At 63.8% G+C, this 26,297-nt stretch carries 19 protein-coding genes, 1 tRNA gene and 5 pseudogenes; 6 read left to right on the top strand and 19 right to left on the bottom strand.

The features are described from left to right. Positions 1 to 25: 25 nt before the first annotated feature. From G6N81_RS06440 to G6N81_RS06475, 8 genes are all read right to left on the bottom strand, one after another. Positions 26 to 961, bottom strand: a complete 936-nt coding sequence (locus G6N81_RS06440) for a carbohydrate ABC transporter permease (RefSeq protein ID WP_165134653.1) — start codon at positions 959 to 961, stop codon at positions 26 to 28. Next, complete coding sequence (locus tag G6N81_RS06445; RefSeq protein ID WP_165134656.1) at positions 961 to 2,094, bottom strand: carbohydrate ABC transporter permease; 1,134 nt, start codon at positions 2,092 to 2,094, stop codon at positions 961 to 963. The genes G6N81_RS06440 and G6N81_RS06445 overlap by 1 nt, the downstream gene beginning before the upstream one ends. 5 nt (positions 2,095 to 2,099) lie before the next feature. Then, entirely contained in the window at positions 2,100 to 3,437 is a 1,338-nt protein-coding gene (locus G6N81_RS06450) for an ABC transporter substrate-binding protein (protein WP_165134659.1), read from the bottom strand. A 197-nt stretch (positions 3,438 to 3,634) separates the two neighbouring features. Next, the gene (gene rplL / locus G6N81_RS06455) at positions 3,635 to 4,018 is read right to left on the bottom strand and encodes a 50S ribosomal protein L7/L12 (RefSeq protein WP_165134662.1); all 384 of its coding nucleotides are present in this window, start codon (positions 4,016 to 4,018) and stop codon (positions 3,635 to 3,637) included. A 60-nt stretch (positions 4,019 to 4,078) separates the two neighbouring features. Further along, positions 4,079 to 4,594, bottom strand: a complete 516-nt coding sequence (gene rplJ, locus G6N81_RS06460; RefSeq protein ID WP_165134665.1) for a 50S ribosomal protein L10 — start codon at positions 4,592 to 4,594, stop codon at positions 4,079 to 4,081. A gap of 467 nt (positions 4,595 to 5,061) precedes the next feature. Beyond that, on the bottom strand, positions 5,062 to 6,084 hold the full coding sequence (locus G6N81_RS06465) for an NADP-dependent oxidoreductase (protein ID WP_241244884.1): 1,023 nt from the start codon (positions 6,082 to 6,084) through the stop codon (positions 5,062 to 5,064). Between the two features lie 86 nt (positions 6,085 to 6,170). Further along, positions 6,171 to 6,653, bottom strand: a complete 483-nt coding sequence (locus G6N81_RS06470) for a MarR family winged helix-turn-helix transcriptional regulator (RefSeq protein ID WP_165134668.1) — start codon at positions 6,651 to 6,653, stop codon at positions 6,171 to 6,173. After that, the gene (locus G6N81_RS06475; protein ID WP_241244885.1) at positions 6,650 to 8,350 is read right to left on the bottom strand and encodes a DHA2 family efflux MFS transporter permease subunit; all 1,701 of its coding nucleotides are present in this window, start codon (positions 8,348 to 8,350) and stop codon (positions 6,650 to 6,652) included. The genes G6N81_RS06470 and G6N81_RS06475 overlap by 4 nt, the downstream gene beginning before the upstream one ends. Positions 8,351 to 8,516: 166 nt before the next feature. Here G6N81_RS06475 and G6N81_RS06480 point away from each other — a divergent pair, with 166 nt between their 5' ends. Together G6N81_RS06480 and G6N81_RS06485 are read left to right on the top strand one after the other, a co-directional pair. Next, positions 8,517 to 9,197, top strand: coding sequence for a YqaJ viral recombinase family protein (locus G6N81_RS06480; RefSeq protein WP_165134671.1), 681 nt, complete (start codon positions 8,517 to 8,519; stop codon positions 9,195 to 9,197). 81 nt (positions 9,198 to 9,278) lie between these two features. Continuing rightward, positions 9,279 to 9,714 (top strand): annotated as a pseudogene (locus tag G6N81_RS06485) (M20/M25/M40 family metallo-hydrolase); the annotation flags it as partial. Positions 9,715 to 9,744: 30 nt separating this feature from the next. Here G6N81_RS06485 and G6N81_RS06490 read toward each other — a convergent pair. The 9 genes and pseudogenes from G6N81_RS06490 to G6N81_RS06530 form a co-directional block, all read right to left on the bottom strand. After that, a pseudogene (locus tag G6N81_RS06490) lies at positions 9,745 to 9,951 on the bottom strand (SLC13 family permease); the annotation flags it as partial. Positions 9,952 to 10,278: 327 nt separating this feature from the next. Then, positions 10,279 to 16,623 carry a LamG-like jellyroll fold domain-containing protein gene (locus G6N81_RS06495; RefSeq protein ID WP_165134674.1) on the bottom strand — a complete coding sequence of 2,115 codons (6,345 nt, stop codon included), beginning with the start codon at positions 16,621 to 16,623 and terminating at the stop codon, positions 10,279 to 10,281. A gap of 222 nt (positions 16,624 to 16,845) precedes the next feature. Next, a pseudogene (locus tag G6N81_RS06500) lies at positions 16,846 to 17,599 on the bottom strand (amidase family protein); the annotation flags it as partial. A 52-nt stretch (positions 17,600 to 17,651) separates the two neighbouring features. Continuing rightward, positions 17,652 to 18,041: pseudogene (locus tag G6N81_RS06505) on the bottom strand (agmatine deiminase family protein); the annotation flags it as partial. 56 nt (positions 18,042 to 18,097) lie between these two features. Continuing rightward, positions 18,098 to 18,796: a 50S ribosomal protein L1 gene (gene rplA, locus G6N81_RS06510; RefSeq protein WP_165134677.1), complete on the bottom strand. Its 699-nt coding sequence runs from the start codon at positions 18,794 to 18,796 to the stop codon at positions 18,098 to 18,100. A 13-nt stretch (positions 18,797 to 18,809) separates the two neighbouring features. Beyond that, positions 18,810 to 19,241 carry a 50S ribosomal protein L11 gene (rplK, locus tag G6N81_RS06515; protein ID WP_165134680.1) on the bottom strand — a complete coding sequence of 144 codons (432 nt, stop codon included), beginning with the start codon at positions 19,239 to 19,241 and terminating at the stop codon, positions 18,810 to 18,812. Positions 19,242 to 19,387: 146 nt separating this feature from the next. Beyond that, the gene (nusG, locus tag G6N81_RS06520; RefSeq protein ID WP_165134683.1) at positions 19,388 to 20,344 is read right to left on the bottom strand and encodes a transcription termination/antitermination protein NusG; all 957 of its coding nucleotides are present in this window, start codon (positions 20,342 to 20,344) and stop codon (positions 19,388 to 19,390) included. A gap of 11 nt (positions 20,345 to 20,355) precedes the next feature. Beyond that, complete coding sequence (secE, locus tag G6N81_RS06525; protein ID WP_165134686.1) at positions 20,356 to 20,616, bottom strand: preprotein translocase subunit SecE; 261 nt, start codon at positions 20,614 to 20,616, stop codon at positions 20,356 to 20,358. A gap of 37 nt (positions 20,617 to 20,653) precedes the next feature. Further along, a tRNA-Trp gene (locus tag G6N81_RS06530) sits at positions 20,654 to 20,726 on the bottom strand. A 250-nt stretch (positions 20,727 to 20,976) separates the two neighbouring features. Here G6N81_RS06530 and G6N81_RS06535 point away from each other — a divergent pair. Further along, positions 20,977 to 21,753: a FadR/GntR family transcriptional regulator gene (locus G6N81_RS06535; protein WP_165134689.1), complete on the top strand. Its 777-nt coding sequence runs from the start codon at positions 20,977 to 20,979 to the stop codon at positions 21,751 to 21,753. A 210-nt stretch (positions 21,754 to 21,963) separates the two neighbouring features. On the opposite strand, the gene G6N81_RS06540 is transcribed toward G6N81_RS06535, so the two are convergent. Together G6N81_RS06540 and G6N81_RS06545 are read right to left on the bottom strand one after the other, a co-directional pair. After that, entirely contained in the window at positions 21,964 to 23,427 is a 1,464-nt protein-coding gene (locus G6N81_RS06540) for an NAD-dependent succinate-semialdehyde dehydrogenase (RefSeq protein WP_165137827.1), read from the bottom strand. Positions 23,428 to 23,443: 16 nt separating this feature from the next. Beyond that, positions 23,444 to 23,911, bottom strand: a pseudogene (locus G6N81_RS06545) (aminotransferase class III-fold pyridoxal phosphate-dependent enzyme); the annotation flags it as partial. Between the two features lie 27 nt (positions 23,912 to 23,938). On the opposite strand from G6N81_RS06545, the gene G6N81_RS06550 reads away from it, so the two are divergent. The 3 genes from G6N81_RS06550 (at position 23,939) to G6N81_RS06560 (ending at position 26,296) form a co-directional block, all read left to right on the top strand. Next, entirely contained in the window at positions 23,939 to 24,169 is a 231-nt protein-coding gene (locus G6N81_RS06550; protein WP_165137828.1) for a helix-turn-helix domain-containing protein, read from the top strand. After that, complete coding sequence (locus G6N81_RS06555; protein WP_165134695.1) at positions 24,166 to 25,365, top strand: pyridoxal phosphate-dependent aminotransferase; 1,200 nt, start codon at positions 24,166 to 24,168, stop codon at positions 25,363 to 25,365. Before G6N81_RS06550 ends, G6N81_RS06555 begins: the two co-directional genes overlap by 4 nt. A gap of 130 nt (positions 25,366 to 25,495) precedes the next feature. Continuing rightward, a complete protein-coding gene (locus G6N81_RS06560) occupies positions 25,496 to 26,296 on the top strand; it encodes a sulfite exporter TauE/SafE family protein (protein WP_165134698.1) in 801 nt (266 codons plus the stop codon). Position 26,297 lies beyond the last annotated feature (1 nt).

The raw sequence follows: 26,297 nt of genomic DNA on the forward strand, positions 1-26,297 counted from the left end.
GATAACGCCAATTCTGAGTTGCTGTTTAGCCCTTCGACGCCCCCGCAAGCAGGCCGCGGACGAAGTACCGCTGCAGCACGAGGAACACCACCAGAGGCACGATGATCGCGATGAACGCACCGGCCGTGAGCAGGTGCCACGCCTCTCCGCGCTGCCCCGTCATCTGTGCCAAGAGTTTCGTGACCGGCGAGACGTTACCGTCCGCAAAGATCAACGACACGAGCAGATCGTTCCACACCCACAGGAACTGGAAGATGGCGAACGATGCGATCGCGGGCATGCTCAGCGGCAACACGATCCGATAGAAAATCTGGCCGTGGCTGGCACCGTCAACGCGGGCTGCCTCGATGACATCCTTCGGAATCTGCGACACGAAGTTGTGCAGGAGGAAGATCGCCAGGGGCAGGGCGAAGATCGTGTGTGCGATCCACACCTGCGCATAGCCTGCTGCCCCGAAGGCCTGAATGACAGGGAATCCGAACAGCTCGCCCCGCGAGAACAACCGCAACAGCGGGATGAACGCCATCTGGATGGGCACGATCTGCAGCGCAAACACGAGAACGAACAGAACGTTCTTTCCCTTGAAATCCATCCACGCGAATCCGTACGCGGCAAGGGTCGCGATGATCAGCGGGATGAGCGCCGCGGGGATGGTGATGGCGAACGAGTTCACGAACGCCTGCACCATCGTGATACCGCCGACGGTCGTCGACAGCGCCTCCGTGTAGTTGTCCGTCGTCCAGCCCCAGTTACGGAACGCCGTCCACCAACCGGTGGTCTGAATCTCTGTCTGAGGACGGAACGACGACACCAGCAGACCGAAGGTGGGGATCGTCCAGATCACCGCGATGACGATTGCCGCGATCGTCGCGATCGGCGACGTCAGCGTCTTCTTCGCGTTTGAGAATGCCCCGGGTTTTGTGCCCGGCCCCGTCGTGACGAGTGTCCGTGTTTCGCTCATCACGCAATCTCCTTCTGCTTGTTCATCTGCCGCGCGTTGTAAATAATGAGCGGCAGCACGAGGACGAACAGCACAACGGCGTACGCCGCAGCGCGACCCGTCTGCAGGTTGCTGAACTGCGAGTACATTTCGTTCGCGATCACCGAGGTGTTGTTGCCACCGGCGGTCATGGTGCGAACGATGTCGAAGATCTTCATCGACGTGAGGGCGATCGTCGTCAGAACGACAACGATCGACGTCTTAATGCTCGGAACAACGATCTGCAGGAAGCGCTGGATCGCATTCGCGCCATCGAGCTGTGAGGCCTCGATCTGCTCGGCCGGAACACCCTTGATCGCCGCAGACAGCACGACCATCGCGAAACCGGTGTAGATCCAGACGAACACGAGGATGAGGAAGAGAGTGTTCCACGGCTCGAGCTGGAGGAAGAAGATCGGCTCTCCGCCCAACCAGACGATGATCTGGTTCAGGAAACCAATCTGGTCTCGTCCGGACGGGCGATGCGTGTACATGAAGCGCCAAATGATGCTGGCGCCGACGAACGAGATCGCCATCGGCAAGAAGATCAGTGTCTTGTAGATCTTCTCGCCGCGCGTCTTATCGATGAAGTACGCATACACCAGACCGATCGCTGTCGAGGCGACAGGGGCGATGAGCACCCACACGATGGTGTTCGCCACGGTTCGGATGCCCTGAGGTTGGGTGAAGATCCACTCGTAGTTCGCGAGACCGACGAACGCCGTTCCCGTCGAGTTGAAGAACGACTGGATGATCGTCTCGACAACAGGGAGGATCAAGCCGACGAACAGCAGCGACAGCGCCGGGGCCAGGAACGCGAACAGCTGGAACTTGTAGCCCGCCCCTTCCTTCGCCCGCAGGTCGAACCAGAAGAAGAGCAGGCCCAGAATTCCCGCGCCGAGAATGGCCCACCACCACGACTGCAGCAGCCAGAGCACACCCAGCGGCGCGAGAACGCAGACCGCGAGCCGGATCAGGGTATAGATGCGTCCCTTACGCGGGGCAATTTCGATGAAGAAGAGGAGGATCCCGACCGCCGCCGCGAAGGTCGCGACGACGATCGGAATCTGGGCCCAGGGCGACAGCCAGCTGAGCCACGTGAGGAAGTCGGCCATGAGGTTTACTCGTCAGGCCAGCCCGAGTCGATCTGTCGGAGGACGGAATCGAGGTCGGTGCCGCCTACCCACGACCGCATGCCCTCCCAGAACGTTCCGGCGCCAACGGTGCCGGGCATCAGGTCGGAGCCATCGAAACGGAACACCGTGTCGGGATCCTGCAGCAGTTCAACGGACTGCTCAAGGATCGGGCTCGATGCGAGCGACGGGTCGAGGCCCGAGTTCGCGCTGACCACGCCGCCGAGGCCGACGCGGGAGTTGGCCCATTCGGGGCTCGAGAGGTATTCCTGAACAGCGATCGTTGCCGGGTTGTCGTTGAACGCACCCACCAGCTCACCGCCACCGGTAATCGCCGGGTCGTCGCCCGCGCTCATCGGGGGCTGCATGAACGCCCACACATCGCCGTCCTCGGAAACCTCGCCGCCGGCGTCAATGATGAAGCCCTCGAGGAACGATGCCTGGTGCGTGAGAACGCAGTCACCGGAGACGAGGGGGTTGGCAACGTCGCCGAACGCCGTGGAATCGATCGACTCGACACCGCCGAAGCCCGCGTTGACGCGTTCGGGGTTGAGGAGAATCTCGCCGACGTGCTCGAACGCGCTCTTGATGCTGTCGTCCGTGAAGGGGATCTCGCCGACAACCCACTGGTCGTAGACATCCGTTCCGGACTCGCGAAGGACGATGTCCTCGATCCAGTCCGTTCCGGGCCAGCCGGTCGCGGCGTCAGAGCCGAAGCCCACGCACCAGGCGGGACCGCCCGTGTCGGCGGCGATCTCATCGCTGAGGTCCAACAGCCCATCCCAGTCGTCCGGAATCTCCCAACCGTGCTCTTGGAAGGCGTCGTTGTTGTACCAGATCCATCCCTTCACGTTGGCCATGAGGGGGGCGCCGTAGAGCTCATCGCCGACGGTGAGGTACGTCGCCCACGATTCGTTCCAGTACTCCGCAACGTTCGTCGCGACGGTGTCGGATGCCGGTACCAGGTGTCCGCGTGCGGCGAGGTCCGAGAACAGACCGGGCTGCGGGAAGAAGGCGAGGTCGGGCGGGTTTCCGCCCTGAGCGCGAATGCCGATCTGCGCCTCGAACTCCTGGGAGCCCTCGTAGACGATGTCGATGCCGCTCTGTTCTTCCCAGTCCGCCCAGGACTGTTCGAGAAGAGCAGCTTCGGTATCGACAATCGTGCCGTAAATGCGTACCGTTTGGGGGCCATCTCCGGCATCGTCGCCACCGGTTCCTCCGGGGCCACCCCCGGTTCCGGGTCCGCTTCCGCAGCTCGCGAGTACGAGGGCTGTTGCGGAGAGCGCTGCTGCTGAGATGAGGGTGCGTGTGCGTACCGTCTTCATTTTTCGCTCCGGTCGACATTGACATCAGTGTTGCAGACGGCCGTCGGTGGCCGTCGTGCTAGCAAACCTATGGCGCGGCGGGGACGGCACGCAATGGCACTCGCCGACCGTTACCCGTCTGTCACGATCGGTGCCGGAAACGCCGCAGGGCCCCGGAAGCGTGAAGCTTCCGGGGCCCTGCGAAAGAAGTGGTCGAATTACTTGACCGTGACCGAGGCGCCAGCGGCCTCGAGCTTCTCCTTGGCGTCGTTCGCAGCGTCCTTAGCAACGCCCTCGAGGACAGCCTTGGGGGCGCCGTCAACGAGGCCCTTTGCTTCGCCGAGACCGAGCGAGGTGAGCTCGCGGACAGCCTTGATGACCTGGATCTTCTTGTCGCCGGCACCCTCGAGGATGACGTCGAACTCGCTCTGCTCCTCGGCAGCCTCAGCTGCAGCGGCGGGTGCGCCAGCAACTGCGACAGCGGCGGGGGCAGCAGCCGTAACGTCGAACTTCTCCTCGAATGCCTTCACGAACTCGCTGAGCTCGATGAGCGTGAGCTCCTCGAACGCGCTGAGCAGCTCTTCGGTGCTGAGCTTCGCCATGATGTATCTCCTGTTTGTGTGAGAGGTATGTAGGTAAGTGGGGTGTGTGAACGTCGGCCGTTAGGCCGCGTTCTCCTGCTTCTCGCGCAGTGCCTCGACCGTGCGAACGGTCTTCGAGGGCAGCGCCTGGAAGACGGCTGCGGCCTTCGACATCGAGGCCTTCATCATGCCGGCGACCTTGGAGAGGAGAACCTCACGGCTCTCGAGGTCGGCAAGCTTGTTGACTTCCTCAGCCGAGAGCGGGGCACCATCGAAGTACCCGCCCTTGATCACGAGAAGAGGGTGTGCCTTGGCGAAGGTACGCAGACCCTTGGCAACAGCGACGGGGTCGCCGTGCACAAAAGCAACCGCCGAGGGACCCTTGAGGTCCTCGTCGAATGCTGCGATTCCCGCGTTGTTCGCGGCAATCTTGGTCAGCGTGTTCTTCACCACGGCGTATTCCGCGTCCTGACGAATGCTGTCGCGGAGCTCCTTGAGCTCAGCAACCGTCAGACCGCGGTACTCGGTGAGCAGAACGGCGGTCGAGCTCTCGAACTTGCCTTCGAGCTCGGCGACCGATGCTTCCTTCAGCGCCATGGCCACTCCTTGTAACGTACGAGGCGCCCCACGGTGGTGAGGTGCCAGCCGGATCCCGCCCTACACACAAAAAAGCTCCGGCGCGAGGCGCACGGAGCTCGATTCCCGAAACGGGAAAGATTCAGTACACCTGCGCGGGCCCCTGCATGAGCAGTGCTTCGATCGATCTGTGCTGGGCACATCACGACGACCGGCGGTCTTCGGCTTCGTCCAATATAGGACACTTCCGCTCGGACAACTAATCGGCCCGGCAAATCCCCAGGGAAGCACGCGTGGGCGGCCTCCCGATTCCCTAACGAAGGAAAAACCGTGCCGTGCGCGCCGAATTCGCCACGCAGAAGGCCAGTCAGCGCGTTTCTTCCTTCGTTCGGCATCGGCGGCCACCCTGCTCAGGCGGGCCCGCGGCGTCGAACGCGGATCAGCGGTCCGGGGCCGAACACACGAAAGACCAGCGCGGTGGCTGGTGTTTAGGCCGGCTCCGCCATGCTGAGCACGAGCTTTCCACGTGTGTGTCCCTCCTCGAGAACCGCGTGGGCCCGCCGCGCGTCGGCGAGAGGGAACACCTGAGAGACGTTGATTCGCACGTTCCCCTCCGCGAGCAGACGTCCGATGGTCGCGAGCGTCTGCCCGTCGGGGATGACCTTCATGCTGGTGGCCCGGACGCGCGCCTCGGCCGCTTCGGCCGCATACTCGGGCCAGGATCCCGTCGGCACCTGAACGAGAAGACCGCCCTGACGCAACACCTGCAGCGACCGTGAGCCGGTGCGCTCCGTGACGTTTCCGACGAGGTCGATCACGATGTCGACGGTGCCAATGACCTCTTCAAAGCGCGTGGTGGAGTAGTCGATAACGACATCGGCGCCGAGTTCCCGCAGCCAGGAGACATTGGCTCCGGAAGCGGTTGCCGTCACATGCGCGCCCATGTGACGCGCAAACTGCACGGCAAGGTGGCCGACGCCACCAGCGCCGGCGTGAACGAGAATGCGTGATCCCTGGTGCGCCAGGGCGATGTCGACAACGGCCTGCCACGCGGTCAGGGCGGCAAGCGGAACCGCCGCGGCATCCGTGTCGCTCATGCTGTCGGGAATCACGGCCAACGACGACGTCGATGCGATCGCGTATTCCGCGTAGGAACCGGGAGTTCGCGGGTACGCCACCATGCCGAACACCCGCGTTCCGACGGGAAGCGGGTGCAGTTCGTACGGGGTCTTCACCACAACGCCGGCAACATCGAAGCCCAGCGTTCCCGGCAACGCGGACAGGTGGGCAGAGACCCCGCGGCCAGCTCGGGTTTTGGCATCGATGGGGTTGATACCGGCTGCCGTGACGCGAATGAGCACCTCGTCCATGACGGGAACCGGAACAGGGACGGTGGCGATGCGCATCACGGACGCCGCGCCGGGTTCGTCGAAGACGACGGCCCGCATCGTGGGGGGAATGGACTGACCCTCGTCGCGACTCTCATCGAGGCGGTGTGGTCGAACTCTCATCGTGTCCCTCCGGTGCGACGCGCTGGCGGTGATCACGTCTCATCCAATCGGGCGCTGGTTACGCCCGCGAATCGGCGATGAGTCGGTCAGGCGTCAGATTTCTCAGCAGGAGGAATGCGCGCCGTGAGCCGGTGGAGAAGATCTCCGAGGCGCTCGATGTCGTCGATCGACCACTCACGCATGATCGTGGTGAGCGTGTGTTCCTGGGCTCCCCGCGCCGCTTCAAGGCGCTGCCGCCCGTTCTCGGTGGGTTCGATCACGGAAGACCTGCCGTCGTTCGGGTCGGGAGATCGGGCGACAAGCGCGAGGTCTTCCAGCTCGCGCACCATCCGGCTGACCTGCCCCTTGTCGATGGAGAGGGACGCGGCGAGCTCTTTTGCCGTGATGGGAGCGCGGCGGGCGATCACGCTGAACAGCTTGTATGTTCCCGGCAGCATGCCCGCGTGCAGGCGATCAGCGTTTTCCGCCAGAACGCGACGGAACTGCGCGAAAACGTCACCGAGTCCGGCTTCGACGGACTTCACAGCAGTGAGGAACGCGGCGTCGGCGTCGCTGGTGTCGGAGGTCATCTCTCGCCTTTTCGTCCCGGTTCGTGACTGATCACTCCATCCTCGCGGATCGTTGTGATGGATCCGGACGACATGAGCGCGGTGTTGGCAGATTCTTCAGCCATTGCGGCCGCTTCTGCCTGTTCACGCTGGTGCTGCAGCCGCTCGATCGTTGTGCGCGTTGCCAGCGGAGCATTCGGCAGGAAGCAGATGGCGACGAGGCTGAGCACGGCAAGCGGAACCCCGACGAGGAAGGCGTGAGAGATCGCCTGCGCGGAGACCTGCTCGATGATGACGGCGATGGTCTGCGGCATGTCCCGCGTGGTGGGCAGCGCGCCGGACTGGAGTTGTTCGGCGATGACCGCCCCCTCCGCACCGAGCGTGGAAACGGCCCGAGCGATCTCGGCCATTCGGTCGGTGATCTGCTGGGTCATGCTTGCGGCCAGAACGGAACCCATGATCGCCACCCCGGCGGTGCCTCCAACGGATCGGAAGAAGTTCACGCCCGAGCTGGCGACGCCGATCTGCGCGGGGTTGGCCGAGTTCTGCACGACGAGGACGAGGTTCTGCATCGTCATGCCTGTTCCGGAGCCCAGGAGGAACATGTACACGCCGACAAGGACAAGGGAGGTGTCGTATTCCAGCGTGGACAGCAGGGTGGTTCCGGCGATCATCAGGGCCGCGCCGACAACGAGGAAGCTCTTCCACTTGCCGGAACGTGTGACGAGCTGGCCGATGATCGCCGAGGCGCCGAGCATGCCGGCCGCCATGGGAATCGTCAGCAGCCCCGCTTCCGTTGGCCCGTAGCCGCGGGAGACCTGCATGTACTGGCCGAGGTACACGGCCGTGCCGAACATCGAGACGCCGATCGAAATCGATGCAAGAACCGCGAGGGAGAACGTGCGGTCCCGGAAGAGCGACAGCGGGATTAGCGGCTCGCGCACTCGGCTTTCGACAAGGATGAAGGCTACCGTCGCGATTGCCGCCCCACCCACCATGACCAACGTCTCCCAGCTGATCCAGCCGTACGTGGACACATTCGAGATCCACACGAGGAGCGTTCCGGCCCCGGCTGACAGCAGAACGATCCCGAGATAGTCGATCGTGACGCGTTCTCGCGGGATCTGGGAGATACGCAGCGTGCGGACGATAACGATGAACGCGATGATCCCCAGCGGAACGCCAACGTAGAAGTTCCAGCGCCACCCGATTGTGTCGGTGATGACCCCGCCAAGGATCGGTCCGCCGACGGTTCCGAGAGCCATCACCCCGGCGAACAGGCCCATGTACCGCCCGCGCTCGCGAGGGCTGATGATGTCGGCCATGAGGATCTGGCTGAGCGCCTGGAGGCCACCGCCGCCGATGCCCTGAAGGGCGCGGAAGAAGATGAGCATTTCGGCGCTCTGCGACATTCCCGCACCGGCGGAGGCGAGAACGAACAGCACCAGGGCCGTGAGCATGAGGGTCTTGCGGCTCACGAGGTCAGCGAGCTTGCCCCAGATCGGCGTGGAAATAGCCGTTGTGAGGAGGGTCATGGTGACGACCCAGGTGTAGGAGGCCTGGGTGCCGCCGAGCTCGGGAACGATGATCGGAAGCGATGTGCCGACGACGGTCATCGACATCATCGAGCAAAACATCGCCAGAAGAAGGCCGGACAGGGCGGTGAGAACCTGGCGCCTCGACATGCTGGACGAGACGGTTGTGGTGGGTGATGCCACGGGTGTCCTTTCTGCGAGTCCGCGACAGGCGCTGACAGTTGACGTTTGTCAACCATATGCGAGTAGTTGATTTTTCGCAACTACTTTTCCCTGTGCGCTGCCCGTTATCCCTCCGTTCGCGCGCCGTCACCGTCATCACAGGCAAGATCCGGCTATCGTCTGAGAGATGCTCACGCCAGAACTCGAATCCCGAATCGTTGCTGATTCGCGCGACCGAGTGGCGTGGCTCAAAGCCCGGTCGCAGGGCATCACGGCAACCGACGTTGCCAATCTCTCAACCCCCGCATCGATCCTTCGCGCGGCACAGCAAAAGCTCCGCCCGTCGAGCTTCTCGGGCAATGCCTACACCGACCACGGACGGCGCCGTGAGCCGGAAATCGCCGCATGGGTCGAGCGTGAGCACGGCATTCTGCCCTCAACGGCGCTGTTCCGCTCCGAAATCGAGCGGCGCCACCTCGCCACCCCCGACGGCATTGCACAGGACGCCAACGGTCGGGTGGTTCTGGCCGAGATCAAGACCACCAACAAGTCGTGGCGAACGATCCCGCGCAGTTATCTGCGCCAAGTGTGGTGGCAGCAGCACGTGCTCGGCGCCGAACGCACCCTGTTCGTCTGGGAAGAGCACCGGAACTTCCGGCCGCTCAGCGACGAACCGATGATTCGGTGGATCGACCGCGACGACGCCGAAATCCACAAGCTCGTCACGATGGCGACAAATCTGATCGACGAGCTCTACCAGCTGACGACCGGGCAAAAGGTTCCGCAGGGCGATCTGACGCCCCGCGAACAAGCGATGCTCAGGGCCGCAACGAACGACGCCTACCGCGCACTCGCCCTCACCGACTAACCTCCGGGCTGACGTCATGGACGCCGGAGCAGACATCCCCCGCTGGATCGATTCTCTCCCGCCATGACGAAAGGCAGGCCGATGATCATTCCGGATTTCACCGCCGATGCGCGTTCGCTCCTCCCCGAACTCATCGCGCTCCGTCGCGCACTTCACGCGGGCCCCGAGATCGGGCTCGTTCTGCCGCGCACACAACGGCGGGTCCCCGCGGCTCTCGAGGGGCTCCCGCTCGAGATCACCACCGGCACGCGCACCACGTCGGTCGTCGCCGTTCTGCGCGGAACGCTCCCCGGCCCGGTCGTCCTGCTGCGCGGGGACATGGATGGCCTGCCCCTCGTCGAAGAGACGGATCTCGACGAACGGCAATATGCACGCGTGCGGCCACGATCTGCACACGGCCGGCCTCGTTGGCGCGGCGAAGCTGCTCAGCGCACGACGCGAAGACCTTCACGGATCGGTGATCTTCATGTTCCAGCCGGGTGAAGAGGGACACGGCGCGGTCAACGTCATTCCGGAAAGCGTCGAGCTGACGCCCTTCCCCTCAGCGGACGTTCACGCGGATCGGCAGCATCATGAGGGTGGTGGCCGTGTTGCTGACCCACATCGACAGAAACGCCGTTGCGATCATGACGCCGAGGATCAGCTGCCGTGGCTTGGTGCCAATGGACCGCATGACGATGAGGGCGATGCGCTCGTGCAGGTTCCACTTCTGCATCGCGATGGCGATCATAAAGCCGCCGAGGAACAGGAAGACCGTCGGCGGGGATCAACAGATAGACCATGATGGCGAGCACGGGCCTCAGCGCCCGGCCGGCCCACAGGCGCAGTTGTGGGAGATGTTTTTCGGGAGCGCCCGGACGCGGACCGGCATTGCCGCGGGCGGCGAGCGCTGTCGTGCTCAGCGAGGATGTCATCATTGACCTCTCGTAAGAGTTGGTGCGGAATCGCTGTGCGAGCATGACACGATCGGCGCCCGTGGCCTCGGTTATGTAACTAACGGTCGCAGGCCGGGAAACCACCGGCACAACACAGCGGTGCCCCGCCCTTCTCCGGAAGGGCGGGGCACCGCTGTGAGTGAGCCTTAGCTCAGGACACGACGTCGACGAATGACGATCGCTGTTCCGGCCGCTGCGAACAGCAGACCAGCGGCGATCACCATGGCCGCGATCGATCCTCCTGTGGGGGCGAGGTCATCGCCGTCCGCGTCGGCTCCTCCCGGGCCGGGAGTACCGTCACTACCGGCCTGTGCCGAGGCACCAGCATCACTACCAGCCTCAGCATCAGCACCCGCATCGCTATCACCCGAGGCACCAGCATCACTACCAGCCTCAGCATCAGCACCCGCATCGCTATCACCCGAGGCACCAGCATCACTACCAGCCTCAGCATCAGCACCCGCATCGCTATCACCCGAGGCACCAGCATCACTACCGGCCACAGCATCAGCACCCGCATCGCTATCACCCGAGGCACCAGCATCACTACCGGCCACAGCATCAGCACCCGCATCGCTATCACCCGAGGCACCAGCATCACTACCAGTCTCAGCATCAGCACCCGCATCGCTATCACCCGAGGCACCAGCATCACTACCAGCCTCAGCATCAGCACCCGCATCGCTATCACCCGAGGCACCAGCATCACTACCGGCCTGAGCGTCGGCGTCCGCGTCGGTTCCGGCATCAGCCGTCACAACAGCGAAGGTATCCCAGGCGATCGATCCGTCTTCGTAAACAACGACGAAGCGGTGGTCGCCAACTTCCAGCTCCTCGGGGGCGACCGGCGCAATGCCGCCGTCCTCGACGATGAACGTTCCCAGCGCAGTCGGCTCGGAGAACGCGTATGCGTCCACTTCCTGACCCTCACGGTTGACGATCGTTGCGGGAAGCGCATCACCGCCGCGCACCTCCAGCCCGTCCTCGAGCAACGACGGGTCGCGGTTCTCGTCCGTCAGGTCAGCTTCCGTGGGAACACCCCGCGAAATCTCACCTTCGACAACCGACACCTCGGCCTCGACCGTCAGTTCTGTCGAGCTGAACGGTGTCTTGCCTTCGGCATCCCACTCCGTGGAGCCGTCGTCGCCCACCCATGCGTTGAGGTTCGCACCGAGCGTTCCCGCGAGCACGCCGGAGACGGTGAACGTTCCTTCCGTGCTTGTGTCGACGTCGGCGATGTCCCACACAACAGGGAACGATGCCGTTCCGCGATCGAAGTGCAGGTTCGCTGCCACCTCGGCAGGAAGAGCCGCGGCAATCGCGTCCTCGTCGGAGCCCGTTGCCACCTCGGCAGATACCTCAGCGCTGACCGACGCGGCGTCCGCCTGACGGATCTCGTCGTACTGCGCCTTGGTAAGTCCGATGACGCCACCGTGCTTTGTAGACGGAGCCAGATCAAAGTCCGGGCTGTCCAGCAGCTGCCAGGGCTCGTCAGCGTCGAGATCCGTCGAGATCAGCGGCTGGTAGCCGATGTCCGGAATCACATCCGCGTAGAGGTACCAGACATCTTCGCCGTGCTTCTGGAAGATCGCGGGACCTTCGACGCCACCGGGGTTGCCGCCGGCGTACTCAGCACCGATCTGCTCCTGGGTGACGGTCCATTCGGTTCCGTCCTCCCACCAGCGCTCGGCATCCGTGACCTCCATGAACAGGCCGCGGCCCGTCGTGTTGTCCTTCGTAACGCGGTACGTCTTGCCATCGTTCTGCGTCATTGTCGTGTCGATCGTGAAGTGACCGTCATCAACGAACGCTCCGCCGAACTCCCACGTGTCCTGCGTGAAGTCGCGCGTTGCGCCCCACATCACACGGTGGTAGTTCTTGTCGCCCTCGCCCATCGACGACCAGTACATGACGAACGCGCCGTCACCCTCGCCGTAGAAATCGTCCACCCATGTGGCCTCGGGGGCCCACATCATGCCCATGTAGGGGGCGTCCGTGTCGGGTTCACCCGAGCTGTCGAGCGCAACGTCGAACTGGCGCTGCTCCGACCAGGTGATGAGGTCGTCCGACTCCCAGATGTTGATTTTGGTCGAGTAGTTGTCAGTCCAACCGCCCCATCCGGCGTCGTCCCCGCCGAACACGCGCAGGTCGGTTCCGAGAATGTAGTACTTCTCGGTCTCGGGACTGTACGTGATGTACGGGTCGCGCACACCGGTTGTCGACAGGTGAGAACCGAGAATCGGCTCCCCGCCATTGAGACGGTCCCACTGCTCGGGGTTGTTTCCGCGCGAAACCGAGAGGTGGATCTTCTCGGCGTAACCGGCGGAGTCCTCGATGAAGTGGACCATGAGGTAGCCGTAGTCGTCCGTGGGCAGAGCCTGCGGAACGAGCGTGACATCAACCTCGATCGATACCGTCACACCGCGAACGGTGGCCGAGGCGACGAGCGTGCCATGAGCAGCATCCTCACCAGCGGCGGGAAGCTGTGCGACAGCGGCCGCGCCGTTGATGTCAACGAGATCGGTCTGTGACGCCCAGGTCACCGCGCCGCCATACGTGGGCAGCTGGGTGTGGGTGTCAGACAGCTCAATGGGAGCAATGCTCTCGAGCAGTGTTGCCGAATACCCGCTAATTTCGTCTGCGTGGATCTGAGCGTCGTCGACGTTGATCTGATCGATTTCCTCCGCGCTGAGCGCGCGGTCGAAAGCACGGAACGTCGAAACAGCGCCGGCGAACAGCGGATCGGGGTACGGAGCACGCCCGATCGTGTTCATTGTCTGCTCAGCGATATCAGCGGGTGTGAGCGCGGTTGTCGCCTGTCCGACCAGCTTGCCGTCCAGGTACGTCGAGATCGTCTCGCCGTCAATAACGGAGGCCAGTGAGTACCAACGGTCAGACTCGATCGCCGGCGCGGACGCCTGGGCCTCGTTCATCCCGTTTGCCTTGATCACCGTGCGGGGACTGTTGCGAGCGGAGGCGAACCAGTGCTCGCTCGTGTTGTCGCCGCCGATTTGCCATAGGAAGTTCCAACTGTTGAGAATCTCCTCGTCGGCGCGGAACTCCGTGACGATCGTCGCCTGCTCGACGTCCACCAGGATGTCGTCAGGAAGCGCGACCCAGGTCCCGTCACCGGGCTCCTGCGAGGTTCCGTCTCCGTTGAAGACGAGCGAGGAGTTGTCCCACTCCGCTTCGCCGTTGACGATTGCCTCGCCATCACCCGTTCCCGTGTTGGGAACCGTGACGCCGTCCGCTGGCTCCTCCACGAAGAGGAACTCCGCCACGGCGTCGCTGCCGCCGGCAGAGCCGGAAACTTCGACAGTGGTCGTGACCTCGCGGAACTGCGGTGCCAGCTCGTGCTCGCGCTCCATGTTGAATCGCGGGAGACCCTGGCTGGTCCAGTGCACGCGGTGCACGAACGCGTCGCGACCGCCGAGGCCCTTGTTGTGCGTGCGAACGTGGAACACCCAGATCTGGTTGCCATCTGCGTCGTAGGACCAGGCGCCGTGACCGGGGCCGAGCAGCCACTCACCCTCGAAGGGCTCGGACTTGTGCAGCGGATAGACGTGACGCTCCCACACCGAGGGGTCGGTGAGGTCGGCGCCGGATTCTGCCCACGCAAGACCCGTTGTGTAGGTGTCGCCGACGAGCGAGGCGGCGTACGGCATGAACACCTTGCCGTCACGGATGAACAGGTTCTGTCCCTCCGCGATCATGTTGTCCCATGCGTACTCGGGCGCGATGATGCGAACAGGGTCGCTGGTCAGTCGCGTGGGGTTCGACGGGTCCATCTTCGCGATGAAAACGGAGCCGAGCATCTGCCAGGTGTAGTACCCCTGGCCCTCGTCAACGATGAACGACATGTCGAGGGAAATGCCCTCGAGGTCGTTCAGCGGTGAGCCGTCGGCGCGCAGAACATGCTCTGTCTGCGTCCAGCTCGCCGGGTCGCTCGGGTCGAGGTGGTTGCCCTCATCGTCCTGCATGAGCTGGATGATGCTGGCGCGTCCGGACATGTAGTGCGGGTTGTTGCCGTAGCAAGGCATGAACAGAATCGACAGCTTGCCGTCGATCGTGTGGATCTCCGGTGCCCAGAAGCATCCGGTCATCACACCATCGTGGATTCCGCCCTCATACTGCGTGCCGTGGTGCACATCGCGGTCACCGCGCTTGAGAAGATCGACCTCGATCTCGAGGCCCTTCTCCTCATCGGCGAGTTCCTCGATCGTGTCGGCCATGCGCAGCGGCATTCCCGTAGGCTGACCCGAGTTGTTCGTGGGGTCGAGGTGAAGATCCTTCGTCGCGATCATCAGGAACTTCTGTTCGCCGTTGAAGTCGAACGGGACGATCATCGGGTCGGCACGCTCGTCGGCAAGCGGCCGGTGGTACTCGGCCTGGCGAACCGTTCCCGGCACCTCGTAGGTGCCCGGCTGTGAGGTGTCGATGGCGGCAATCGCCTCGGCATCCCACTCGATCGCCAGGTCGTTCGTCGAACCGTCGTCGTAGACGAGGTCGATCTTCTCCGAGAGCGCAGAGGCGTCAAAAGCATCGCCCGTCTGCAGAGCGATGTGATCGTTCCACGACGCGTCGGTGTTGCGGATCGGGTTGAAACGGATCTCGAGACCGCGAGCAACCTCGTGGGTGACGGGAAGCACATTGCCCGACCGGAAGGCCGAGATGTCGCCCTCTGCATCGGCCCCGATGAGGTCAATGTGACCGCGAACAGGAGCCGAAACCTCGGCATCAACCGAGAAGGAATCGAACGTGGCCCAGTAGGGAGCGCCGACGTCGTTCTTCCACGTGACCACGTAGTGGCCCGATGTCTGGTCGTATGCGAAGGCCGGCTCGTTGACGCCGGAGGTCACACCCAGATTCAGCAGACCCAGTTCCGTGTAGTCGAGCAGGTTGTCCGTTTGCGCCAAGAGCACGCTTGATGCCTGCGTGCCATCGTTTCCGCCGCCACGCGTCTGCCGTGTCGACATCACACCGAAGGTGCGGTCATCGAGATAGGCAACGTGAGGGTCGATCAGGCTGCGCAACTGGTCGCTGCGCGTTCCGCGCGGCCCGGGGGGCTCCACGATGTGTGCGAAGAAAATGCCGTATCCGTGGAACAGCGGCTCGCCGTCCAGAGCAAGGTGCATGCTCCGCGCGATGTCAGCGTTGTTCGCCTCGCCGGCGTTTGTGGGGTTGCGGTCGTACGCCAGCAGTTCGCGGGCGTCGTCCAGCAGGTCCACCTCGAAAGAACGAACGGTGGTTGCGCCGGTTGCCTCGTCACGGAACGTCACGTCGACAGTGGTCTCGCCGGATCCGGTGAGAACGCCATCGGCATAGTTCGCGCTGGTGTCAACCGCGTCGATGACCGTGCCGTGCGGTGCGGCAGGAATGGCGACGCCCGATGCGAGAACGTGCGGAAGCACGAACCGCTGTGCGAGCCGGTCGATGCGCTCCTGCGCAGATTCGTCGCTCGGCGTGACCGTCACGTCAACGACGCGCTCGGCGCTGTAGCCGCGCACATCCGCAGTGGCCGTGAGCGTTGCGCTGGCGGCATCGCCGCCCTCGACGGGAGCGAAGACGGTGCCGTCGGCGGCGACGACGCTCTCGTCGCTCGATGTCCATGTGACCTTGCCACCGCCGGTGGGAAGGTCGATATCGGTGTTCGTCGTGATCTCGCTTTCGATGTCGAGGGCGTCGACGAGACCCTGTGCTTCAGCGGCGAACGCCTCAGCATGGATCTCGGCGTCGAGTCGTTCGACGCTCGCCACCTCATCGGCACCGAGAGCGCGGTCGTACACCCGGAAGGATGCGACCTCGCCCGCGAAAAGCGGATCGGGCCATGGTGCATAGCCGATCGTGTTAAAAGTCTGGTCCTCGACGGCGCCGGGAGAGTGAGGCATGGCGCCAGACATTACCAGGTTTCCATCGATGTAGAAGTGTGCCTGATTGGCCTCACCATCGATCACAGAGGTCACGTTGACCCACTCGTCAGCAGCCAGAGTGCGGCTCGACTGCAGCAGGCGCTCGTCGCCGGCGTCCTTGATACCGACGAGCGGCGTGCGGCTGCCCTGTGCCTGATTCAGGCTCGAAAAGAAGTACTCGTCCTGATTGGTCTGACCTCCGAAGTTCCAGAGGAAGTGCCACCCGTCGAGGGCGGCCTGTGACGGCTTGACCTCGATGGAGATGGTGGCCGACTCGGCTCCGATGAGCATCTCGTCCGGGAGGCGAACGAAGTTTCCGCTGCCGTCCTTGGGGCCACCGCGAAGGGTGAGAGACGTATCGGTCCAGTCCCCCTCTTGGCCGCGCACAACAGCGGCGGGACCGAATGCGTCACCTGCCGCGTTCGCCACCTCCTGGCCATCGTGCTGATCGAAGAGGTAGTGAGCCAGTGGGCCCTCCCCCTCCTGCGCAATCGCTGGCGCTGCCGCGAGCGTGGCGGCGCCGAGACCGAGCGCTGCCGTGAAGGCAACAGCCGATCTCATGACTTTTCGTCGCTCTCGCATGGACTCTCCTTCGAGTCTGTTTCAGGCGTTTCCACGCCTCCGCGCTTCTCTGCGCGGCGAGGACTTCCACGAGCACGCGCCGCGGAATCGCAAGCGTGTTACCGGGAACATCCTGGTGAACCTTAGCGAATGCTGAGGAGGACGGTCAACCCTCGGAGCCCAGATACCCGTTATGTGACGCCTGCCGGCTCAGGCCCGGGAAACGAGTCGGCAGGCGAGCCCCTACGGCGGCGGGGTCGCCGGCGGCGCAGAACGCCGCCGCGATGTGGCCTCAAACGCCACGCTCAGTTCGAGCAAAGCCGTGTCGTCGTATGCGCGCCCAGCGAATGTCAGACCGGACGGCATGCGGGTGTCCGCCATCAGACCCATCGGAACCGTCACGGTCGGTACGCCGAAATGACGGATCGCCAGATTTCCGTTCGCCACCCACACACCGTTGCGCCACACCGCGTCCGCTGACGAGGGGTTGACGTCCATATCCGCGCGTCCCACATCCGCCATCGTCGGGAACACAACGGCGTCCAATCCGAGCCGGTCCATCCACGCCTCAAGATCGACGCTCCGCGTCTCTTCGAGGCCCCGCACCCCGTCCTCCAGCTCCGGAATGTCTGTTATCTCGGCGATCGCGCGTGACCGAATCAGCTCCGGGTACTCCGCGATGTCGTCGTCGAAGCCGGTGTAGCAATCGGGAAGCGCCCGGCCGATCCCCCTCGGCGTTGGACACCAGCGGGAAGTCCACCTCGATCACGGTGGCACCCGCGGCCTCGAGATCGGCGTTGATATACATCCGCGAAACACCGACGTCCATGGTGGGAACAAGCGGCCAGTTCCCGCCCACGGAGATCACGCCGCGCGAGGGTGTGTACGCGCACAGGGCGTTACAGGCGGCAGGGGCACGGCCACTCGACCATGTCTCCTCCCCGAGCCCGAAGGCCGCGAGACTGGCAGCGGTGGCTGTTCCAGACCCGTTGTTCGACCATCCGCGAGCGCATCCTGGAGTTCAGCGATTGACGCCTCCCACACCTGGATCACAATGCCACCGCCGGCTGCTGCTGGGTGATGCAGTGGATCCCGCCCCCACGCGCGAAAATCTCCCGCGCGTCAACGGTGGTGACCGTTCGGCCCGGATAGACGCCCTCAAGGACCTCACGAGCGACCGCATCGGCTTCGGGTTCTCCGAAGACACAGGCCACAACACCACCGTTAACGACCAAATGGTTGACGTAGCTCCAGTCGGTCCAGCCCTCCGCGTCGCGGCGAGTCTTCGGAGCGGGCAGATCGACGATCTCGAACGCACGCCCGGATGCGTCCGTCTGTTCGGCGATTACGCTGCGCAGCTCCCGGGTAACGGCGTAGTCGGGGTGCGAGGAGTCGCGCTGATCGTGGAGCAGGACGACGCCCGGAGACGGAATGGTCGCCCCTAAAACGTCGAAAACCCCGCCGCGAAACGCGACGGGGTTTTCGACGAACGAGATCAGGCCGATGCGGAGATCGAGCTGACGTCGAGCGGGATACCGGGGCCGAACGTGGTCGACACCGAGCCCTTCTGAATGTAACGACCCTTTGCCGAAGCCGGCTTCAGGCGGACGACCTCTTCGAGGGCGGCCTGGATGTTCTCATCCAGCTGCGCAACGTCGAACGATGCCTTGCCAACGATGAAGTGCAGGTTGGCGTGCTTGTCGACACGGAAGTCGATCTTGCCGCCCTTGATCTCCTCAACCGCCTTCGCGGGGTTCGGAGTAACGGTGCCCGTCTTCGGGTTCGGCATCAGACCACGGGGGCCGAGGACCTTACCGAGGCGACCAACCTGGCCCATGAGTTCCGGAACGGCAACAGCCGCGTCGAAGTCGGTCCAGCCATCAGCAACGCGCTGGATGAGCTCGGCGCCGCCGACCTCGTCAGCGCCCGCTGCGATGGCGGCCTCAGCCGCTGCACCGTTAGCGAACACGATGACCTTGGCGGTCTTACCCGTGCCGTGGGGAAGCATGACCGTGCCGCGGACCATCTGGTCCGCCTTGCGCGGGTCAACAGCGAGCTTGAGGGCAACCTCAACCGTCGAGTTGAACTTCTTGGAACCTGTCTCCTTGGCCAGCGCGACGGCCTCGGTGGGCGTGTAGAACTTGCCCTCCTCGACCTTGGCAGCTGCGGAGTTGTAAACCTTGGACTTAGCCATTTTCTGTACTCCCTCAGCCCTCAACCGTGATGCCCATGGAGCGGGCAGTTCCGGCGATGATCTTCGACGCGGCTTCGAGGTCGTTCGCGTTCAGGTCGGGCTCCTTGGTCTTGGCGATTTCCTCGACCTGGGCCTTCGTGATCTTCGCGACCTTGACCGTGTGCGGCGTTGCCGAACCGGACTTCACGCCAGCAGCCTTCTTGATCAGCTCTGCTGCCGGAGGAGTCTTGAGCGTGAAGGTGAAGCTGCGGTCCTCGTAGACGGTGATCTCAACGGGGACGACGTTGCCACGCTGCTGCTCAGTAGCAGCGTTGTACGCCTTGCAGAACTCCATGATGTTGACGCCGTGCTGACCCAGAGCGGGTCCGATGGGCGGCGCCGGGTTGGCCTGGCCGGCCTGGATCTGGAGCTTGATGAGCCCCGTCACCTTTTTCTTAGGTGCCATGTTTCTTCCTTTCGTCGAGCACGTGCCGTGTGCACGCGCCCTCCCACACCGGGAGCGGCGTGGTGGCGGTATACGCGCGGAAGCGCGCAAACCCGGATGTTAACCGGGAAGACTGGAGAAAACCAGAGTGCGTGAGCCCCGAAGGGTCACTGCATCTTGGAGACCTGGTCGAACGAGAGTTCAACCGGAGTCTCGCGCTCAAAGAGCGAAACGAGCACCGTGAGCTTGCCACTGGTCGGGTTGATCTCGCTGATCGAACCGGGAAGGCCAGCGAACGAGCCGTCCTTGATGGTGATCGTCTCGCCGATTTCGAAGTCGATTTCGGCGGGAATCGAACGGTCGGCGTTGATCTGCTTGGCGCGCGCATCGCCAGCGGCGGCCTTCTCGGCCTCCTTGATCTCGGCAAGCGGCTTCAGCATGCTGAAGGCCTCTTCGAAACGCAGAGCAACGGGCTGGTGCGCGTTGCCAACGAATCCGGTCACGCCGGGTGTGTGGCGAACAACGGACCAGGTGTCCTCGTTAAGCTCCATGCGCACGAGCACATATCCGGGGATACGAACGCGGGTGACCATCTTGCGCTGGCCGTTCTTGATCTCAACGACATCTTCCATCGGTACTTCGACCTGGTAGATGTCGTCTTCCACCTCGAGCGTCGACTTGCGCTGCTCGATGTTGGCCTTGACCTTGCGCTCGAAACCGGCGTACGAGTGGATCACATACCACTTTCCTTCGAGCGTGCGAAGCTCGGCGCGGAACTCGGCGTACGGGTCTTCATCGACGGGCTCGGCAGCCGCGTCGGCGACCTCTGCCGCGGAGTCTTCCTGCGCGTCCTCGTTGAGGACCTCCGCTGCCGCCTCGACCTCTGCGGTCTCGTCGATGTTCAGTGCGTCGTTCACGATGGCGTCTGCCTCCGGGTCTGCAATAGAGAAGTCTTCGTTGTCAACGATCGCGCCGCCGTCGTCGATATGCATCGCGACGATCTCGGCAGCAGAAGTCGACTTCTCCTCGCTCGCGAGCGTGTCGCCCGTCTGCGCCTCGTCCGACTCGCTGGACTGCTCTGCGGCCGGCGCCCAGTCTGCGTCGTCTGCATGCTTGTCGGACACGTGGTGCTCCCTTAAGAAATGTTCGGGTTGCCGAAGACGAACTTGTTGACCTCGGCGAAGATCCAGTCCATACCGAAGATGATCGCCATCATCACGACGACGAACCCCAGCACAACACTGGTGAACTTCAGAAGTTCTTTGCGGGTCGGTGTAACGACCTTGCGCAGTTCAGCGATGACCTCACGGAAGAAGATCAGGATGCGGGCGAAGAAGTTGGGCTTCTTCGCGACGCTCGCACTCGCTGCTGCGCCGCCGATGGCTTCCTGAGACATTCGTCACCTTTCGTGAGTCAGCTGATGCGCTGACGCGCAGGGCGGACAGGAATCGAACCTGCAACCTGCGGTTTTGGAGACCGCTGCTCTGCCAATTGAGCTACCGCCCTCTGGCCCGGAAGGGCCTGGGGTTAGTTCACAACACCCTCGAGCTGCGCGGGGCACAGCGAAAGGATGCAGCGAACGACTGCTCTATCGATCATAGGGCATGAGGAACTCGAAGGCGAACCAGGGCGGAGCGTCACCGGCGAGTCTCGAATGTGACGCGCGCGGGTGAAAAGGGTGATTTTTGCCCGCGATCGGGGGTAGATTGCTTGTTTCCTAAGTGCCGACTTGACTTAGAGTGCAACACTATGGTTTATGGGATACCCGAGCCACGCAGATTCCCGACTGCGCAATACCCTTTTCCAACCCCTTGGCGATACCGGTAGAACGGCGATCGTCGAGCAACGACTGCTGGACGCGATTCGTGCTGGCTACCTGCCGGCAGGCGGACGCCTGCCGACAGAGAGTGATTTGGCGCGATCTTTTGGCGTATCAACGCTGACCGTGCGCGACGCGCTGAGCACACTCCGAGAGCGCGGTCTGATCACAACCCTGCGCGGCCGCAACGGAGGCAGCTTCGTCGCAAGCGACGCCGACCCGCTGGCGACCGCACGAGCACAACTGGCCGCAACATCGCGCTTGGCGCTTCGCGATCTGATGATGCACTGCGGAACGATCAACTATGCGTGCGCCCGGCTCGCTGTGCGTCGCGCTTCCGACGAGGAAGCGCGCGGCGTGCTTGAGCATGCGCGCGCGATTAACCCGTCCGACCCCGAAGAGTGGCAACTCACGGTCGAGAACGTCACGGTTGATCTCGCGGCGCTCAGCCACTCGGAGCGCCTCACGCGCGAGAGCCTGCGCTTGCAGGTCGAGTTCGCGGCGTATGCGTACGTCTTGCAGCTCGACGAGGCATCGCGAATTCGCCGAACGCGTGAGCTCATCGCCATCGCCGAAGCCATCGTCGCGCGCGATCTCGACCTTGTCACACGCCTGTATGACGAGGCGGGAACCGCGCTGCTCAACGAGCTCCTCGCGAAGCGCCAAGACGTCGCGCCGGCAGCGAACATGGAGACGCTGGCTGCGACGGGGTGACACGCGTCACGAAGCGGGCATATCAACTAGCGGATCGGCGATGACGCTTTGCTGGTCAATCATGACCACCGCGTGATCGCGGCATCAGCCGGGAACTTCGTGGCGGGGGATATTGCCTCAGCGCAGGATCTCGAGGGCATGACATCTCAGAGCGCGGCCTCCGATCTGCCGATACTCCTCTTCACCCGCTGAGGCATTCCCCCGCCCCCGTCAGCTCGTCGGCACCAGGGTGTACTTCGTGGAGAGGTATTCCCCGATGCCCTCGGCGCCGCCCTCCCGGCCGACGCCCGACTGCTTCACACCGCCGAAAGGCGCAGCGGCGTTGGAGATCACGCCGACATTCAGACCCATCATTCCGGTCTCGAGCCGGTCGATCATCCGGTTGCCGCGTGCGAGATTTTCCGTGAAGACGTAGGAGATGAGCCCGTACTCCGTGTCGTTAGCCACCTCAACGGCCTCGTCCTCCGTACGGAAAGTCGTCACCGCGAAGATGGGTCCGAAGATCTCCTCGGACATGATCTCGGCATCGCGCGACAGATCAGCAATCACCGTCGGGGCGAAGAACGTGCCATCGCCCTGGGCGCGGTGCCCGCCGCAGACGAGAGTCGCGCCCTTGGCGACGGCGTCATCCACGAGTCGTTCTGCCTTGGCGACGGCGTCCTCATCGATGAGCGGACCGATATTCACACCGGCGTCCGTTCCGCGACCGACCGTCATGGCCCGCACACGCTCGGCAACCCGTGCAGTGAACTCCTCGGCGATGTCCTCGTGGACGATGATGCGGTTGGCTGCTGTACACGCCTGACCGATGTTTCGGAACTTCGCCGCGATGGCGCCGTCAACAGCCCGGTCCAGATCAGCGTCCTCGAACACGACGAGCGGGGCGTTTCCGCCGAGTTCCATCGACACGCGCAAGACGTTCTCCGAGGCCTGCGCGATGAGCTGCTTTCCAACGCCGGTTGACCCTGTGAACGACAGCTTTCGCAGTCGCGGATCGGCGATGATCGGCTCCGAGACGCTGCGCGAGCTCGACGAGGTGACGACGTTGACCACGCCCTTCGGGAGCCCCGCCTCTTCGAGAATGCTGACGAACAGCAGGGTTGTGAGCGGTGTCAGCTGCGGCGGCTTGATCACGCTCGTGCACCCCGCGGCAAGCGCGGGAGCGATCTTGCGCGTGGCCATCGCCAGCGGGAAGTTCCACGGGGTGATGAAGAAACAGGGCCCGACGGGATGCTGGGAGACGATCATGTTCCCTGTTCCCTCCGGGTTTTGTCCGTAACGACCCTGGATGCGAACCGCCTCCTCGCTGAACCAGCGGAGGAACTCGCCGCCGTAGGCGACCTCGCCGCGGGACTCGGCGATCGGCTTACCCATCTCCAACGTCATGACGAGCGCGAGATCCTCGGCGCGCTGCTGCACAAGCTCCCATGCTCGGCGCAGGATCTCGCTGCGTGTGCGAGCCGGGGTTGCTGCCCAGCCCTCCTGCGCGGCGACGGCGGCATCGAGGGCGCTGGTGGCGTCAGCGGCGGTGCCGTCTGCCACGCGCGCGATGGTTTCCCCCGTTGCGGGGTCGCGAACATCGAACGTTGCCGCTCCCGTGGCGTCTTGCCACCGGCCGGCGATGAAGAGTCCCGTGGGGATGCGCTCGAGGACTGCCTTTTCTGCTTTGTTCATCTCAGCTGCCTTCATGTCAGATCTTCTGAAGTTCGTGCGCGATGACGTCGAGTCCATCGTTGAGCAGTTCGTCGCAGATCGCGAGGGGTGGGAGGAAACGGATCACGTTTCCAAAGGTCCCGCACGTGAGCATGACGACACCCTGGGCCGCGCAGGCGGCCGCGAGTGCGGACGTCGTTGCGGGGTCGGGCTCGCCCGTCGCGGGGTCGACGATTTCGGCGGCGATCATCGCGCCGTGTCCACGAATGTCGCCGATGCGGGCATCGCTCTGCTGCATCGCCGTGAGCCGTTCGACCAGAATGTCGCCGATCTGGCGCGCGCGTACGAGGAGATCTTCCTCCTCGATAACGCGGATTGTTGCCAGTGCCGCGGCACACGCGACGGGATTGCCGCCGTAGGTGCCGCCCAGCCCACCGGCGTGGGCCGCGTCCATGATCTCCGCGCGCCCGGTAACGGCCGATAGCGGCATCCCGCCCGCGATGCCCAGTCAGGATCGACACTCGTCCACGATCTGGGGGTCTGGCTCAACAACGACGCCGTCCTTGATCGCGCCGCGACCACCCTCGGCGTGCATCGGCACACGATGCGCACGCGCCTGACGCAGATCGCTCAGATTCTGCAGCTCGACCTATCCACTTTCGACGGCAGGGCCCGCGCCTGGGCGGCACTTCGCGCGACGTCCCGTGAGAAGGCCGAGACTCCGCCACTGATTTCGCCGCGTCTGGGTACGCTTGACGCGTGACTGAACGCGCCTCGCTCTCCCGCAAAATCTCCGCCATCGCCGAGTCCGCCACGCTGAAAGTTGATGCGAAGGCCAAGGCGCTCAAGGCCGAGGGACGCCCCATCATTTCGTACGCAGCGGGCGAGCCCGACTTCGCCACTCCGCACGCGGTCGTCGAGGCCGCGCAGAAGGCGCTGGAGAATCCGGCCAACTTCCGCTACTCGCCGGCCGGAGGGCTTCCCGCCCTCAAAGAGGCGATCATCGAAAAGACCAAGCGGGATTCCGGTCTGAAGGTCGCACCGAACCAGATCGTCGTCACCAACGGCGGCAAACAGGCCGTCTACCAGGCGTTCCAGGCGATCGTGAACCCGGGTGACGAGGTCCTGCTGCCCTCGCCGTACTGGACCACCTACCCCGAGGCCATCCAGCTGGCCGATGGCACCCCCGTCGCCGTCTTCGCGGGCGCCGACCAGGAGTACAAGGTGACCGTTGCGCAGCTCGAGGCCGCGCGCACACAGAAGACCAAGGCACTCGTCTTCGTCTCGCCGTCGAACCCCACCGGTGCCGTCTACACGCCGGAAGAAACCGAACGCATCGCGCGCTGGGCGCTCGAACACGGCATCTGGATCCTGACCGACGAGATCTACCAGAACCTCACCTATGGCGGTGTGCGGGCCGTTTCGGTGGTCGAGGCCCTGCCCGAAGTGGCGAACCAGACGATCCTCCTCAACGGTGTCGCCAAGACCTACGCGATGACGGGATGGCGCGTGGGCTGGATGGTGGGCCCGGCAGACGCCATGAAGCTCGCCGCCAACCTGCAGTCGCACCTGACCAGCAACGTCAACAACGTCGCGCAGGTGGCCGCCGCCGCCGCGCTCACCGGCCCGCAGAACGACGCCCGCGACTTCCGCACGGCGTTCGATCGCCGCCGCCGCCTAATCGTTGATGAGCTGTCCAAGATCGATGGCGTCGAGGTTCCCGTTCCGCAGGGCGCGTTCTATGTGTACCCCGACGTACGCGGGCTGCTGAACCGTGAGTGGAAGGGCCGCACCCCCACGTCGACACTCGAACTGGCCGACCTCATCCTCGACGAAGCCGAAGTTGCTGTGGTTCCCGGCGAGGCCTTTGGGCCCAGCGGCTATCTGCGCCTGTCCTACGCACTCGGCGACGACCAGCTCCTCGAGGGCATCCGTCGCCTGCAGGAGCTGTTCGCCTAAGAGACGACAAGCGGCACAGGGATCTTCCGATTCCTGTGCCGCTTTCGCATTCCCTGCCACGGTGTCTCGCCTGTGAACGATGCACGTCCCGCCAGCAGGCCGAGAGTAAAGTGGGGCGCGTGATCAACGCATGATGTCGGGCAACCGCGGCGCGAAGACCCTGCTCACTTTCCTCGCCATTGGCCTCGTTTCGGGGTTCATGTCAGGGCTGTTCGGAGTGGGTGGCGGCACCGTGATCGTGCCGCTTCTGGTGACGTTTGCGCTGTTCGGCCAAAAGCTCGCCTCCGGCACCTCCGGAGCATCGATCATCTTCACGGCCGCCGTCGGTGTGATCTCCTACGCCACGGGTGGAAACGTCGACTGGCTCGCGGCCGGGCTCCTCGCGGCGGGCGGTATCGTCGGCGCTCCCATCGGCGCGCAGCTGCTGCACAAACTCAGCGAAGCATTCCTGCGCTGGTTCTTCGTCGGCTTCCTTGCCGTCGTCATCGTCAGCCTCTTCTTCATCGTTCCCGACCGTGATGTGTCGGCCGTTCCGATGAACATCTGGCTCGGCGCCGCGCTCGTCGGCGTTGGTGTGCTCACAGGTATCCTGTCCGGTCTCATCGGCGTCGGCGGCGGGATTATCGTCGTCCCCGTTCTCATCCTGCTCTTCGGCACCAGCGACCTCGTCGCAAAGGGAACGTCGCTGCTGATGATGATCCCCACGACGATCTCCGGCGCGATCCGCAATGCGAAGAACAAAAACATCGACTTCGTCGCGGCGGGAATTGTTGCCGTCGCCACGGTGATTACCACGCCTCTCGGCACGATCGTCGCTGGTGTCACGTCCCCCTTCGTGGCGAACATCCTCTTTGCTGCATTCCTCGTCATCATCGCCGTGCAAATGGGCCAGAAGGCCATCAAGGCCCAGAGAAAGAACAAGGAGAACTGAC

The organism is Microbacterium amylolyticum (genome assembly GCF_011046975.1).
GTDB classification, from domain to species: domain Bacteria; phylum Actinomycetota; class Actinomycetes; order Actinomycetales; family Microbacteriaceae; genus Microbacterium; species Microbacterium amylolyticum.